Source organism: Thalassococcus halodurans (assembly GCF_900108225.1).
In the GTDB taxonomy this organism is placed as follows: domain Bacteria; phylum Pseudomonadota; class Alphaproteobacteria; order Rhodobacterales; family Rhodobacteraceae; genus Thalassococcus; species Thalassococcus halodurans.
The window spans coordinates 68,752-82,833 of sequence record NZ_FNUZ01000007.1 but is presented as its reverse complement, the minus strand read 5'-3'; the positions used below and the strand labels follow the sequence as shown (position 1 = coordinate 82,833).

17 protein-coding genes and 1 riboswitch are annotated in these 14,082 nt (G+C 61.2%); of the genes, 5 read left to right on the top strand and 12 right to left on the bottom strand.

The window, feature by feature from the left end:
- Positions 1-14: 14 nt before the first annotated feature.
- The 11 genes from C4S59_RS17520 to thiD form a co-directional block, all read right to left on the bottom strand.
- Positions 15-956 (bottom strand): GAF domain-containing protein, encoded by a 942-nt coding sequence (locus C4S59_RS17520; RefSeq protein WP_103911675.1) that lies wholly within the window; start codon positions 954-956, stop codon positions 15-17.
- Between the two features lie 226 nt (positions 957-1,182).
- A complete protein-coding gene (locus C4S59_RS17515; RefSeq protein WP_103911674.1) occupies positions 1,183-1,929 on the bottom strand; it encodes an ABC transporter permease in 747 nt (248 codons plus the stop codon).
- Positions 1,926-2,570, bottom strand: a complete 645-nt coding sequence (locus C4S59_RS17510; protein ID WP_234994820.1) for an ABC transporter ATP-binding protein — start codon at positions 2,568-2,570, stop codon at positions 1,926-1,928. Before C4S59_RS17510 ends, C4S59_RS17515 begins: the two co-directional genes overlap by 4 nt.
- Positions 2,571-2,662: 92 nt before the next feature.
- The gene (gene tenA / locus C4S59_RS17505) at positions 2,663-3,334 is read right to left on the bottom strand and encodes a thiaminase II (protein ID WP_103911673.1); all 672 of its coding nucleotides are present in this window, start codon (positions 3,332-3,334) and stop codon (positions 2,663-2,665) included.
- The gene (locus C4S59_RS17500; protein WP_103911780.1) at positions 3,331-4,200 is read right to left on the bottom strand and encodes an ABC transporter substrate-binding protein; all 870 of its coding nucleotides are present in this window, start codon (positions 4,198-4,200) and stop codon (positions 3,331-3,333) included. Before C4S59_RS17500 ends, tenA begins: the two co-directional genes overlap by 4 nt.
- A 72-nt stretch (positions 4,201-4,272) precedes the next feature.
- Entirely contained in the window at positions 4,273-5,244 is a 972-nt protein-coding gene (locus tag C4S59_RS17495) for a HesA/MoeB/ThiF family protein (protein WP_103911672.1), read from the bottom strand.
- Positions 5,241-5,837 carry a thiamine phosphate synthase gene (locus C4S59_RS17490; RefSeq protein ID WP_103911671.1) on the bottom strand — a complete coding sequence of 199 codons (597 nt, stop codon included), beginning with the start codon at positions 5,835-5,837 and terminating at the stop codon, positions 5,241-5,243. The genes C4S59_RS17495 and C4S59_RS17490 overlap by 4 nt, the downstream gene beginning before the upstream one ends.
- On the bottom strand, positions 5,834-6,598 hold the full coding sequence (locus tag C4S59_RS17485; RefSeq protein WP_103911670.1) for a thiazole synthase: 765 nt from the start codon (positions 6,596-6,598) through the stop codon (positions 5,834-5,836). Before C4S59_RS17485 ends, C4S59_RS17490 begins: the two co-directional genes overlap by 4 nt.
- A gap of 1 nt (position 6,599) precedes the next feature.
- Entirely contained in the window at positions 6,600-6,797 is a 198-nt protein-coding gene (thiS, locus tag C4S59_RS17480) for a sulfur carrier protein ThiS (protein ID WP_103911669.1), read from the bottom strand.
- Positions 6,794-7,753 (bottom strand): FAD-dependent oxidoreductase, encoded by a 960-nt coding sequence (locus C4S59_RS17475; RefSeq protein WP_103911779.1) that lies wholly within the window; start codon positions 7,751-7,753, stop codon positions 6,794-6,796. Before C4S59_RS17475 ends, thiS begins: the two co-directional genes overlap by 4 nt.
- Positions 7,750-8,535, bottom strand: coding sequence for a bifunctional hydroxymethylpyrimidine kinase/phosphomethylpyrimidine kinase (thiD, locus tag C4S59_RS17470; protein ID WP_200813252.1), 786 nt, complete (start codon positions 8,533-8,535; stop codon positions 7,750-7,752). The genes C4S59_RS17475 and thiD overlap by 4 nt, the downstream gene beginning before the upstream one ends.
- A 67-nt stretch (positions 8,536-8,602) precedes the next feature.
- Positions 8,603-8,703: riboswitch (TPP riboswitch) on the bottom strand.
- Positions 8,704-8,854: 151 nt separating this feature from the next.
- Here thiD and bioB point away from each other — a divergent pair.
- Genes bioB through bioA form a run of 4 tightly spaced genes read left to right on the top strand, consistent with a single transcriptional unit; the run spans position 8,855 to position 12,865 of the window.
- Positions 8,855-9,832 (top strand): biotin synthase BioB, encoded by a 978-nt coding sequence (gene bioB, locus C4S59_RS17465; RefSeq protein ID WP_103911777.1) that lies wholly within the window; start codon positions 8,855-8,857, stop codon positions 9,830-9,832.
- Positions 9,829-10,962, top strand: a complete 1,134-nt coding sequence (locus C4S59_RS17460) for an 8-amino-7-oxononanoate synthase (protein ID WP_103911668.1) — start codon at positions 9,829-9,831, stop codon at positions 10,960-10,962. The genes bioB and C4S59_RS17460 overlap by 4 nt, the downstream gene beginning before the upstream one ends.
- Positions 10,959-11,579 carry a dethiobiotin synthase gene (bioD, locus tag C4S59_RS17455; protein WP_103911667.1) on the top strand — a complete coding sequence of 207 codons (621 nt, stop codon included), beginning with the start codon at positions 10,959-10,961 and terminating at the stop codon, positions 11,577-11,579. Before C4S59_RS17460 ends, bioD begins: the two co-directional genes overlap by 4 nt.
- Complete coding sequence (gene bioA / locus C4S59_RS17450) at positions 11,576-12,865, top strand: adenosylmethionine--8-amino-7-oxononanoate transaminase (RefSeq protein ID WP_103911666.1); 1,290 nt, start codon at positions 11,576-11,578, stop codon at positions 12,863-12,865. The genes bioD and bioA overlap by 4 nt, the downstream gene beginning before the upstream one ends.
- A 6-nt stretch (positions 12,866-12,871) precedes the next feature.
- Here the strand turns inward: bioA and C4S59_RS17445 are convergent, their stop codons facing one another.
- Positions 12,872-13,456, bottom strand: a complete 585-nt coding sequence (locus C4S59_RS17445) for a hypothetical protein (protein ID WP_103911665.1) — start codon at positions 13,454-13,456, stop codon at positions 12,872-12,874.
- A gap of 68 nt (positions 13,457-13,524) precedes the next feature.
- Here C4S59_RS17445 and C4S59_RS17440 point away from each other — a divergent pair, with 68 nt between their 5' ends.
- Positions 13,525-14,052 carry a Crp/Fnr family transcriptional regulator gene (locus C4S59_RS17440; protein WP_160006945.1) on the top strand — a complete coding sequence of 176 codons (528 nt, stop codon included), beginning with the start codon at positions 13,525-13,527 and terminating at the stop codon, positions 14,050-14,052.
- Positions 14,053-14,082 lie beyond the last annotated feature (30 nt).

The window sequence follows — 14,082 nt, the reverse complement described above, 5'->3', positions numbered from 1 at the left end:
CGTCATTGCCTTTCTTACAGGTACCAGGCGACCACGTGGGTCAGCTCGGTGTCTTTGTAGACAGGAAGGGCCACCATCAGGGTGTAGCCCTTGGGAAGGCCGGTCGCGCCTTGATGGACTTCGGGCAGACCCGACCCCAGAACCTGACCGACAGGTCCCTGCCATGCGCTTGCCGATACCGCATCGACAGGCGGGTTTTCTTTGGGCCAAAGCGGCCCTTCAAGTGCGCAGAACCCGTCCATGCGCAGCGCTTTTTTCTCGGCGCCAACCACTTCGGGGCGTGCGTCCCAAATCTCGAACCGGCGCGCGATCGGTGTGTTTTCAGAGGACAGCAGTGTCAGCACATAGGATTTGTCGCCCGGAACCGGCACAGGCACGCCCAAACCGTTCTTCAACCCGATCTCGCCTGCGGCCTCGGCACGGATAAACGCGCCGATACGGGACAGGTCGCGCATAAGGATCGGCGTGGACGCCGCCCAAACACCCCCCGGAAGCCCCTGCCCGTAGGCAAACGAGATATCCTGAGAAATCGCTTCGAAATTCTTGGCGGTCCCGTAGTAGCCGTCTGTCAGCACCAGCTTGCTGCCTTCGTCTTCCCAGACTTCGATTGCGCCGTGATGGTCCGCATCGTCGCCACACAGAATAACCAGAACGGCCTTCAGCGTTTTTCCGGCAAAGACAGGAACGGCCACGGCACAGGTCAGACCGGCCTCTTTCGCGGCCTCTGTCCGTTTGAAATACGATCCGTCGAATTCCTTAAGAACAACGGGGCGCGCTTCGGCCCACGCCTTGCCCGGCAGGCCTTCGCCCTTGGCAAAGCTCATCTGACCGGAAAGATCGCTCAGGCCTTCGGCACCGTCATAGGCACCACCGCCATGCACCAAATGATCCCCTTCGGGAATCCACACTTCGGCGATGCGGGTAAAGGTTGCCACTGGGGCTAATGGCTGGCTCATAGGCTGTCCTTTTCGACTCGTAGGCACGCAGAACCAGAACAACTAGATTAGGCCGAATTGTCACTCTGCGTATAAGCTTCGCGCGCCGAATGCCTGCATAAGCGTCAGAAGGTCCAAGCCTAAGCGCGATTTTTGCTCGCAAAATGTACGACCACTACAGCCAGCGCGATAATATCAGGCATACAGTGCGGGATTGCTCAATTTATGAGCGGTTACAAAACGGGGGTCAGAGCGACGGCTCCGCCTGCCCGCGACTCTTATTTTCGATCTTGCATGCAAGGCGATTCACAACGGCATGAAGCAGGATTGTCATCACCGCAACGACCAGAACAGCCGCAAACATCAGGCCCGTTTTCGCCCGACCGTTGGACAGCAGCATCAAATAGCCCAGCCCCCGAGACGCCCCCACCCATTCCCCGATAATCGCCCCGATCGGCGCATAAACAGCCGCAAGCCGCAGACCCGACATCAGGCCGGGCAACGCCGCGGGCACGCGCAAAAACCACAGAACACGCCAGCGCGTTCCACCCATGACCTCTGCCTGCCGCAACCAGGCGGGCGGGGTCGCAACCAACGCGTCATGAAAGGCGGATGTCACAGGGAAATAGATGATCAAAAGCGCCATCATGATCTTTGACCAAAGCCCGTAGCCGAACCAAAGCGTCAGGATCGGCGCCAGCACGAAAACGGGAATGGATTGGCTGAGCACCAACACAGGCTTCAGCCAGCGATCAAGGCGCGGCGCCATCGCAAGGCCAAGTGCTGTCACCATACCCAGTATCGCTCCAAGCAAGAGCCCGATCATCACCTCGGACAGGGTCACGATGGCATGTTCCGCCAAAAGCGCCCGATTGCCCCACAACGTCACAGCGACCTTTGCCGGCGGCGGAAGAATAAAGGCCGGCACGTCCGTCACCCAGACAACACTCTGCCAAAGGCACAGGATCAAAGCTGCGGGCAAAAGATATTTCATGCAGCCTCCAGCAACAGCCGTGTCAGATCGGACGTCAGCGCCTGAACCTTCGGATCGTCAGCCTGCTTTGAATGCTGCGGCACAGACACGGGTGTCAGCCCGCTGTGATCAAGGATCAGAATGTCATCGGCAATGCGCGCGGCTTCGGCAGGATCATGGGTGACATGCAGCACAGTACGCCCGCTCAAAAGATCACGGGCGACGTCCTGCACGCGCAACCGCGTCGCCACATCCAGCGCGGAAAACGGCTCGTCCAGCAAAACAACCGGGCGGTCTTCGTAAAGCGTGCGCGCAAGGGCCAGACGCTGTTGCTGACCACCGGAAAGACGGGTGCAGTTTTGCGCCCCTTGCGCGCCCAGCCCGACCTGTTCCAGAAGCGCCTTTGCGCGGGCGTGATCTGGCCTCTCTCCGCGCAGACGCGACCCGATCCAGACATTCTGAAGCGCACTCAACCACGGCAAAAGCCCCGCATCCTGCGCCATAAGGGCCACCTGCCCCAAAGGCTGCGCCCCCGTATCAAGCACCGCCGATCCATCCATCCGCAACCCGTCCGGCAGACCTGTAAAGGCCTGCAACAGCGTGGATTTTCCAACGCCGGACGGCCCCAAAAGACATGTCCAGCGCCCCGCCGTTACAGTCAAGGACAATGGGCCAAGCAATCGCCGCGCACCCGTTCTTGCATCGGCAAACACCGAACCTTCAAAGGATAGTCCAGGGACAGGTGCGCGCGCTGTCACGGATCAAGCCCCATATCCCAGAACCCGACCTCGAGCCGCGTTGCCGTGGTGAACCTTTGACACAAACGCGGCCAGCTTGGTGATGCTTCGGCCCCCTCCCCCAGACGCAAGCGCACCGCCTCGTCGATCAAGGTACCGACACGGGAACACAGTACCTGATAATCACCACCCCCATAGGTTTCGATCCAGTCTGCATAGTCCGGCGCCGGATCCGACGCCAAAAGACGGGCTCCGATTTCGCCATAGCCCATCACACAAGGGGCCAGTGCTGCCATCAGATCAAGAAACCCGCCTGCGTGGCCTGCATCCAGAACGTAGCGGGTATAGGCCAGCGTCGCGGGGCGTTCTTCGGCACTTTGCAATGTGCTTTCGGAAATCCCCGCCTCGGCGCAAATGCGGGTATGAAGCCGCAATTCATCATCGATCAACGCTTGGGTCGTCGCCGCACAATGGCGCATTTCTTCCAGCGTTTCGGCCTTGGTCATCGCCAAGGCCCAAGCCCGCGCAAAATGCACAAGGTACAGGTAATCCTGCACCAGATAATGCAGAAAGCTTTCGCGCGGCAGGGTGCCGTCCCTCAGCCCTTCGACAAAGGCATGATGGGTATAGGCGTGCCAGTGATCACCAGCAGCAGCACGCCAGACGGGAAAGGTACTGCCGTAGGTCACTGGGCCACCGTCACGGCCAGATCGGACACAGGTCGCACTGTGGGGACCAGACCACGATCATGCAGGAACGTCTCGAACCGCGCGTAACGGCCTTCATCCAGCGCCGACGGACGCAACGCAAAGCGCGGCAAGGTATCCTGCCATGCCATCGCGTTCAGCGCATCGTCCAGTTCCGCCGAGGTTGCAGCAAAGATTTTCCAGCTCTCGTCGGGATGGTTGACGATGTATTGCGTGGCCTTTTCCGTCGCTGCAAGGAAACGGGCAATCTGGTCGGCATCCATCGTGTCGGGGTTGGCGACATAGATCAGTTCGTCATACGCGGGAACCCCGTGTTCTTCGGGATAAAGGCAGCGGCCCGCAATGCCTTCGATCTCCATCTGGTTCAGTTCGAAATTGCGGAAGGCCCCGATCACCGCATCCACCTGACCCGACATCAGCGCAGGGGACAACGACCAGTTCACGTTGACCAGTTCAACATCGTCCAGACCGATACCAGCAGGCTGCAGCATCGCACCCAAAAGCGCCTCTTCCACGCCTGCGATGGAAAATCCGATCTTGCGTCCGGCCAGATCCGCAATGGATTGAACAGGGCCGTCTTCCAGCGTCAGAAGACAGTTCAGCGGCGTGGCGACCAATGTGCCAACGCGCTTGAGCGGCAGACCTTCTGCCACCTGCAAATGAAGCTGAGGCTGATAGGAAATCGCCAGATCGGCCTTTCCGGCAGCGGCCAGCTTGGGCGGATCAGAAGGATCGGCCGGGGCGATCACTTCGACCTCAAGGCCTTGTTCTGCAAAATAGCCGTTTTCCTGCGCGACGATAATCGGGCCGTGGTCGGGGTTTACGAACCAGTCAAGCACGACAGACATCTGGTCAGCTGCAAAGGCGGGCGTCGCACACAGGCACGCCAACAGGGCAAGTGGTTTCACAAGAGGTCTCCTTCAGGAATTATTCGGAAAATCAGGCAGCGCGATCAGGGCAATGTCGCCCTGCCACACAAGAGAAAGGCGCTGCGCAGCAGTCCATGCGCGCAGTCCGGATTTACAACAAAGCACGGCGCGTTGGCCTGCTTCGGGCATAGGGCCATCGGGGCCGAAGGTGTCGACAGTCAGGCGGCGCGCATCAGGGTGGACAAGCGGCGCTTCTTCCGCGCCGCGCAGATCCACAAGCCAATCGTCGGTGCGCACCGCATCGGGGTCGATGAACACGGCCTGCCGGTCGGGTTCGGGGGCGCTATCAAACCGGAACCCGCCAAACCGTTGGCCTGCGGCGTCAAAGGTTGTGATCTGCCCCAACGGGGCCGGATCGCCCGCAGCAACGGTCAGCGCCATCTGCGCCTGAAGGCTGCCGATCACACCAACGACAGGGCCCAGAACACCCTCGACCGCGCAGGACCCCAAATGTTCCGGCAGGTCCGGAAACACCGCGCGCAGCGACGGCTTTCCCCCGCAAAATCCGCCGACGTAGCCATCCGTTCCACTGACCGATGCGCTGATCAACGGAATACCCTGATCCTTGCAAACGTCGGACAGGATATAGCTGACCGCAAAGCTGTCGGCGCAATCCAGAACAACCGTCGCCCCATCGCACAACGCTTCCGCGTTCGCGGGCATAAGGGCCGCCTGTTCAGCAATGATCCGGACATCCGGGTTCAGACCGCTTAGTGCCTCTTGCACCGCAATCACCTTTGGCATCCCGATCTGAGCCGCGCGAAAAAGCGTCTGGCGGTGCAAGTTGCTCAGGCTGACCACATCCGCATCCACAACCCGCAAGCTGCCGACACCGGCGCCAGCAAGATATTGCAACACCGGCGCGGCCAGGCCCCCTGCCCCCACAACCAGAACAGATGCCTTGGCCAAACGTGCCTGCGCCTCGGCCCCGATTACCGCCTGCTGACGGGCATAGCGGGTCATCGCGTGACCTCGATCCAGTCGCAGATGCGGGCCTCGGGATCGGCATTCAGCGTGATATCCGTCACCACCGACACGATATCGGCCCCCGCCGCAAAGGCCGAAGGCGCGCGTTCGACCGACAAACCCCCAATGGCGACCAGAGGCAGATCACCGATCCGGCGTTTCCATTCGGTCACACGATCCAGCCCCTGTTCGTGCCACTTCATTTTTTTCAGGATGGTCGGCCATACTGGCCCAAGCGCGATGTACCCCGGATCACAGGCCAACGCCCTGTCCAGTTCATCTTCGTCATGGGTCGACAGGCCGAACCGGATATCCGCGGCACGAAGGGCGTTCAGATCCGCACTATCAAGGTCCTCTTGCCCCAGATGCACCCAATCGCATCCCAGCTCGATCGCCAGTTCCCAGTGATCATTGACCACCAACACGGCCCCAGCCTCGCGGCACAAATCACGCGACCGTTCGATCCGCTGTTTCAGGTCATCGGGCGCACAATCCTTGGCCCGTAACTGCACAAGCTTGACCCCCAAGGGCAGCGCACGTTCCAGCCAATCGGGATGGTCGAAAATCGGATAGAAACGATCCAGCGTCATTCCAGCACCGCCAATCCCATCAGGGGTGTTGACGGCTGCGCCATATCGCGCGGCTCCATCGGGTCAGCGTCATAGGCCAGCTTTCCGGCGCGCAGCGCCAGCGCAAAGCCTTCGGCCATCGCCGCCGGATCACCGGCCTGCGCAACGGCGGTGTTCAACAGGACCGCATCGAACCCCATCTCCATCACCTGCGCCGCATGACTGGGCAGCCCGAGCCCCGCGTCCACCACCATCGGCACCTCGGGAAACTGGGCCCGCAGCGTGCGCAGACCGTAGGGGTTCATCAACCCGCGCCCTGTGCCAATCGGAGCACCCCACGGCATCAACACCTCGCAGCCAGCGTCCAGCAGTTTGCCCGCAAGAACGCCGTCTTCGGTGGTATAGGGAAATACGCGGAACCCGTCTTCGGACAGAATGCGCGCCGCCTCGACAAGCCCGAACGGGTCCGGCTGCAAGGTGTCGGCATGGCCGATCACCTCAAGCTTGATCCAATCTGTGTCGAAAACCTCGCGGGCCATGTGCGCCGTGGTCACCGCCTCGCGCACGGAATGACAGCCTGCCGTGTTCGGCAGAACGGGGATATCCAGTTCGCGGATCAGCTCCCAAAAATCGCCGCCACCCGCAGACTCGCGGCGCAACGACACCGTCGCCACGCCCGCTCCGGACCGGCGGAAGGCATCTGCCAAAACATCAGGTGACGGATATAGCGCCGTGCCCAGCATCAGGGGCGACGCGATCTCTGTTTCATAAAAAACCGGCATCTCAGCCCCCTTGCTTCGGGGCGAGGATTTCAAGCTGATCCCCCGCTTCAAGGCTTTGCGACGCGCGCATCGCGGCAGGCACAAAATTGGCGTTCAACGCGGTGGCCACGCGCGCATCGCCATAGCCAAGCTCAGCCAGGGCGGCATCAAGCGTCTGTGCAGACACCTCCTGCACGGTTCCGTTCACTGTGATCTTCATTCAATGTGCTCCGGTTTTCTGGAGTTCAAAACAAGCGTCGCCGCTTCTTGGGCCAACGCGGGGGCCATCAAAAATCCGTGGCGGAACAGACCGTTGACGTGGATACGATCCGGTGCCTTCACCACGCGCGGCATGTTGTCGGGAAAAGCGGGGCGCGCGTCGGCGCCGATTTCCAGCACCTCGGCCTCGGCAAAGGCGGGGTGCAATGCGTAGGCGGCATTCAAAAGCTCGGCGATGCCGCGCAACCGTGCTGGCCCCTGATCGCCGCTTTCGATCTGGGTCGCCCCCAGCATGTAGAGTCCTTCGCCACGGGGTACGATGTAAATGGGGTGGCGCGGATGCAGCATCCTGATGGGCCGGTGCAGGGTCACATCAGGGGCGCGAAGGATCACCATCTCGCCCCGAACGCCGCGCAGTTTCAGCAGATCTTCCCGTGCCGCCAACCCGCGACAGTCGATCAACTGACCCGATATCGGGCCATCCGTGACGATAGAAACACCCCGCCGCGCAAGACCGTCGCGCAAAACAGACAGGGCTTTGCGCGGATCAAGATGGGCTTCGTCCTGAATAAAAAGGGCCTTTTGAAAACGATCTGCCAGCGCCGGTTCCAGTTCAGAAATCTCAGGGGCGGACAGGGCACGATGCTGGGGCACGCGACGGCCGAACCGCACCAGTTCGCGCTGGTCACGGCCCAAAGCCACCACCAATGTGCCGCGCCGTTCCACCTGAACGCCCGCCGCCGCCCACCAATCGGCAGCCCCCTGCCCCAAGGTGACAACTTCTGTCACGGCGGTTTCGCCTTCGCAAAACGGGGCCAGCATGCCGCCGGCATAACGCGAACATCCGGTCAAACCGCCCTGCGGATCGATCAGACGCACCGATGCCCCCCGCGTCGTCAGCTCGTGTGCGACGCACAGCCCCGCAACTCCGGCCCCAAGGATCGTGACCCCGGTCATGGCCACATCGCGTGGAAATGATGAACCGGCCCGTGCCCCTGCCCGACGTCCAGTTGATCCGCTGCGAGGATCGCCTGATGCAACCAGTCGTGCGCCACCTGCACCGCAGTTTTCATGTCACGGCCCTTTGCTAGCTCGGACGCGATGGCCGAGGACATCGAACACCCCGTGCCGTGCGTGTTGCGCGTATCCACGCGCGGCGCGGCAAAGCGGGTCATGTCATCCGCTTCAACAAGAAAATCCTCGCACAGCGCACCATCGGCGTGGCCGCCTTTCATCAAAACCGCCTGCGGCCCAAGCGCCCGCAGCGCCTGACCCTGCGCCTGCGGGTCGCCAGCCATTGCACCATCCAGCAACCGCGCGGCCTCGGGCAGGTTCGGCGTCAACAACGCAGCACGCGGCAGCAAGCGCCGCGTCAGCGCATCAACTGCCGTGTCGTCCAGCAAGGCATCACCGGATTTCGCCACCATCACCGGATCAAGAACGATAGGGCCGCGATACTCCGCCAGCGCATCAGCGACAGCTTCGACGATCTCGGCAGTGCCCAACATGCCGATCTTGATGGCATCCGGCGGAATGTCCGACAGGACCGACCGGATTTGCGCGGCAACCATGTCGGGCGACATCATCTGAACCGCCTGCACCCCTTGGGTGTTCTGCGCGGTGATCGCGGTGACGGCTGTCATGGCATAGACGCCGCGCGCGGATGCGGATTTCAGATCGGCCTGTATCCCGGCGCCGCCGCCGCTGTCAGAGCCTGCGATAATCAGTAATTTTGCGATCGTCCCCAACTGTGCCTCCATCAAGGGAACGGCACAGCAAACAAAAGGCAAAACGGCATGGGGTGCCATCTAGCGCGCTTCCGTTCCCTACGCCGGTATTGTCCGGATCAGGTTCGATGGGTTGACTGACGCCTCTCAGCCCGATGACGGGCACCCCAACGGATTCGGCGTAACGCTATGTCCGGCCTGGGTTTTTGGCAAGGGGCGAAAAATCGTGGCCTGTTGACCAAGGGGCTGCGACCAAAAATGGGCTTGTCAGTCAGCCCACAATCGATAAAAAAATACCCAAACAGAAAATCGCATGGATTTTATCGATAAAATGACAAGCACGTCCAAAGAATGGAGCCGCGAGGCCGCCCAGACCCTGTACGACCAGCCACTCATGGACCTGCTGTTTCAGGCACAAACCGTCCATCGGCAGAACTTTGATCCGAACAAAGTGCAAACCTCGAAGCTTTTATCGATAAAAACCGGCGGCTGCGCCGAAGATTGCTCGTATTGCTCTCAGTCGGCCCGAAACGGATCGACACTCCCCGCCTCGAAACTTATCGAGGTCGAACGCGTTCTGGCCGAGGCCCGTCGCGCCCGTGATGGCGGCGCGACACGGTTCTGCATGGGGGCCGCGTGGCGTGAACCAAAAGACCGCGACATGGACAGCCTTGTTGCCATGGTCGAAGGCGTGCGGGCCCTTGGCATGGAAAGCTGCATGACCCTTGGCATGCTTGACGACAATCAGGTGGTACGCCTGCGGGACGCGGGTCTGGATTACTACAATCACAACATCGACACCTCCGAACGCTACTACCCTGAAGTCATCACCACCCGCACCTTCGCCGACCGCATAGACACGCTGAACCGCGTGAAAGAAGCAGGGATCAAGGTCTGCTCTGGCGGCATTCTGGGTATGGGGGAAGAAACGCAGGACCGGCTGGATATGCTGGTCACGCTTGCCAACCTTGACCCCGCCCCCGACAGCGTTCCGGTCAACATGCTGATGCCCCAGGCGGACACGCCTTTGGCCGACGCAGCCCCCGTTGACCCCATTGATTTCGTCCGGATTATCGCCGTGGCGCGGATCATGATGCCGCGGTCCTATGTCCGCCTGTCCGCAGGCCGCTCCGACATGAGCGAAGAGATGCAGGCAATGTGTTTCTTTGCCGGTGCAAACTCCATGTTCGTGGGCGAAACGCTTTTGACCGCCGAAAACCCCGAAGAAGACAAGGATGCACTGCTGTTTGCCAAACTGGGCATTCAGGCGGAAACCGCCGCCGGACAAAGCGCAAAGGCCGCAGAATGACCGCCCTTGGCAGACTCGCCGCGTCGCTGGACGATCTTGACGCGCGCCACCGTCGCAGACGCTTGATCCCGCAGGCGGGACTGGATTTCGCATCCAACGACTATCTGGGCCTTGCGAACTCTAATGTCCTGCGCACCGCCGCTGCCGATGCGCTGACCCGTGGCGTGCCTTTGGGGTCCGGCGGATCACGGTTGCTGCGCGGCAATCACGCCGAACACGAAGCACTTGAAGCAGAAGCCGCCGCCTTTTTCGGGGCCGAAGCCGCGCTATTTGTCGTTGGCGGGTTTCAGGCCAATCAGGCTATTTTTGCCGCACTTCCGGGGCCGGACGATCTGGTTCTTTATGATGAACTCGTTCACGCCAGCACCCATGACGGAATGCGCGCAGGTCGCGCCGAAACCCGGTCTTTTGCACATAACGATCCCGATGACGCCCGTCGCGTGCTGCGCGACTGGCGCACGCAGGGTGGCACAGGATCCATCTGGATCGCAGTCGAAAGCCTTTATTCGATGGAGGGCGATTTTGCCCCCTTAGCCGAATTTGATGCCTTGGCGGTCGAAACCGACGCGATCCTTGTGGTGGACGAAGCCCATGCCACGGGCCTTTACGGACCGGGAGGTCGCGGACTGGCCCACGGGCTGAAGGCCGAGGTTCTGACACTGCACACCTGTGGCAAGGGTCTGGGTGTCTCCGGCGGGCTGGTTTGTGGTGCGCGGGTTTTGATCGATATGCTGGTCAATCGCGGACGCCCCTTTATTTTTGCCACCGCGCCTGCCCCCTTCACCGCCGCGTTGGTGCGTGCGTCGATCGCCCATTTGGCGGCAGACGATACGCTGGTCACATCCGCGCGGGCCCGCATCGATCATGCCCATGCCACGGCAAGCGCCCATGGCATTTCTGACAACGCCCTGAAAAGCCAGATCATTCCGGTGATCATCGGCGAAGACGCCCCGACCATGCATATTGCGACGGGCCTTCAAGCACAGGGCTTTGACGTACGCGGCATCCGTCCGCCAACCGTGCCCAAGGGGACATCGCGGCTTCGGATTTCGATCACCGGAAACGTCAGCAACGCCGACATCACCGCATTGTTCGAGGCCTTGACGCACCACCGGCAGGCCGCCGCATGAACGCGATTGTCATCACCGGAACCGACACCGGCATCGGCAAGACCGTTTTTGCCGCGGGCCTGACCGCCGCGTTGAATGCCACCTATTGGAAGCCCGTCCAATCCGGGCTCGAAGAGGCAACCGACACCGAACAGGTCGCCCGCCTGTCAGGTCGCCCTGCGCTGCCCGAAGCGTACCGCCTGCAACTGCCGGCCTCACCGCATCTTTCGGCCGAGGCCGAGGGCGTCGAAATTGATCCGAACCGTCTCGCCTTGCCAGTAACCGACGGCCCGCTTGTTGTTGAAGGCGCAGGCGGCGTGATGGTTCCCCTGACCCGCAAGCTGTTCTACCGCGATATGTTTGCCAGATGGCAGGCCCCGGTCGTGCTTGTGGCGCGCACCCAGTTGGGAACGATCAATCACACGGCCATGTCCCTGATGGCGCTGCGTGACGCGGGCTGTTCTGTGGTCGGCGTGGCCTTTATCGGCGCGCCGGAACCGGATGTCGAAGACACCATCGTCCAGATGTGCGCCACCACACATCTTGGCCGCCTGCCCCATCTGTCGCCTCTGACCCCCGAAACACTGACCACGGCTTTTGCGAAGGTCGACACCGCTACGATCAAGGCCGCGCTATGACCCCGCTCGACTTTGACGCCCGTCACCTCTGGCATCCCTACACCAATGTTCTGGCCCCCGGCCCGATGCACTTGATCACCAAGGCAGAAGGCGTTTGGCTGACCCGCGATGACGGCGGACAGATGATTGATGCGATGTCGTCATGGTGGTGTGCCGTCCATGGCCATAGGCACCCTGCGATCACCAGCGCGATGCATACCCAGATCGACACGCTGCCGCATGTCATGTTCGGTGGGCTGACCCATGATCCGGCGATTGAACTGGGCCGTAAACTGGTGGCGATGCTGCCCGACGGACTGGACCGGATTTTCTATTCCGACAGCGGGTCCGTGGCGATTGAAGTCGCGCTCAAAATGGCCGTGCAATACCAGATGGCCAAGGGTGAAACCGGTCGCACCCAATTCGCAACCATTCGCGGCGGCTATCATGGCGACACGTGGAAAGCGATGAGCGTTTGCGACCCTGTCACCGGCATGCACGGGCTTTTTGCCGGTGCATTGTCGATCCAGCATTTCCTGCCGCGCCCACCTGTTGGCCTGACCGACGACTGGAGCGATGATCCGGCGTTGAACGGCATTGGTGCGCTCTCTGATCTATTGGATCATAACGCCCGCTCTATCGCCGCGCTGATCCTTGAACCGGTCGTTCAAGGTGCGGGCGGCATGTATTTCTATCATCCCGAATATCTGCGTCAGGCACAGGCCCTGTGCCGCGCCCATGGCGTGCTTCTGATCCTTGACGAAATCGCCACAGGCTTTGGCCGGACCGGGCAGATGTTTGCCATGGATCACGCGGATATCGTTCCGGACATTCTGTGTCTGGGCAAGGCGCTGACCGGCGGGCACATCACCCTTGCCGCGACCATCGCCAGCGAAGAGGTCGCGCGCGGCATTGGCGAAAGCGCCGCTGGCGTTATGATGCACGGGCCGACCTATATGGCCAACCCGCTGGCCTGCGCAGCCGCCTGCGCCAGTCTGGACCTGCTCGCCTCAGGCGATTGGAAGACAAACGTTCAGTCGATCGAGGCGCAGTTGCGCGACGGCCTCGCCCCTGCCGCCACCCTTCCGGGCGTTCGGGACGTGCGCGTTCTTGGCGCAATCGGCGTTATAGAAATGCACGATCCTGTGGATGCACGCATCGCCCATGCGCGCGCGCCAGAAACAGGTGTCTGGCTGCGTCCCTTCGGCCACAATATCTATACGATGCCACCCTACATCATCACGCCCGACGAACTGAGCCGCGTCACCATGGCGATGGTGGAACTGGCACAGGGTTCGTCGCGCTGATCAAGGTCACTTTGTACAGCCGTTGTGGCGGCGCCACATGTCGGGATCATGCCCCTCAGGTATCGCTTGGCAGGGATCATCCGCATAGCCACGCAACCTCTGATACGCCGCGATCTGGTCCTCACTCAGCACATCAGGCGTCATCAAATGGCGCGACAGATGCACAAAACGGAGCGCGGCGCGGGCCTCTGCCGAGGCCGCCAAAAGGGCGCGAAGGCTGTCCGGATCTATATCCTTGGCGGCGAAAGCCTCGCTTAGCGCGGCTTCTGCAGCGATAAACTTTTCACCCGCCTCAATGGCCTCGGCTTTCATCCCGTCATAGATAACCATGATCCTCGCGACCTGATCTTCGCTCAGTCCGATCTCGTCCTGCATCTCCAACAGATGCGCAGGTCCGGGCAACCCGCTAAGCTCCGCAGGCAGCGCAAGACCCCACCCACCCCCACGCCGCAGCTCGGCAATGTCGTCATCCGACAGGCTTTTGATCGCACGATCCTGAAAGCCTGCGTAGGGCGTGGCATGGTCCATCCCTGCCGCCCAAAGGCCGGTCGGTAAAACCCCCAGCGCAATAACCCGTATGACCTGATCCATCCTACGTCCCTCCGGTTCACAAGTTCTGACACCAGCCGTAGCATCAGACTCGCGCGACCTATATGATCATGATCATGTCACCTTGCCTGAACGATCTTTTTCACGACTGCCCGTCGATCATCGCACATGCGGGCGAATACCTGTTTCATTCGGGCGATCAGGTCGCATCGATGTATCTTGTCGAAAGCGGCCAGATTGATCTGGTGCGCGTCAGCCCTTCGGGTACACGGCTGATCCTAAACCGCGCAAACGCAGGCGCGATTCTGGCCGAGGCATCGGCCTATTCGCCGATCTATCATTGCGATGGTCAGGCCAGCACAAAAGCCACCCTGCTGCGTCTGCCTGTCGCCGACTTTCTTGACCGGCTTCATGCCTCTGCCCCTTTGACACGGGCATGGGCCGCACAATTGGCCCGAACGCTTCAGAAATCGCGGATGCAGTCCGAAATCCGGACGTTGAAAACAGTGGCCGAGCGGCTGGATGCATGGTTGGTCGACAACCCTGCCCTTCCCCCGAAAGGACAGCTTCAGGATCTGGCGCATATTCTGGGCGTATCCCGAGAAGCGCTTTACCGCGAACTGGCCAAGCGGCGCTAAGGCGCGCATGGGAACAACCGAATTTCCGGC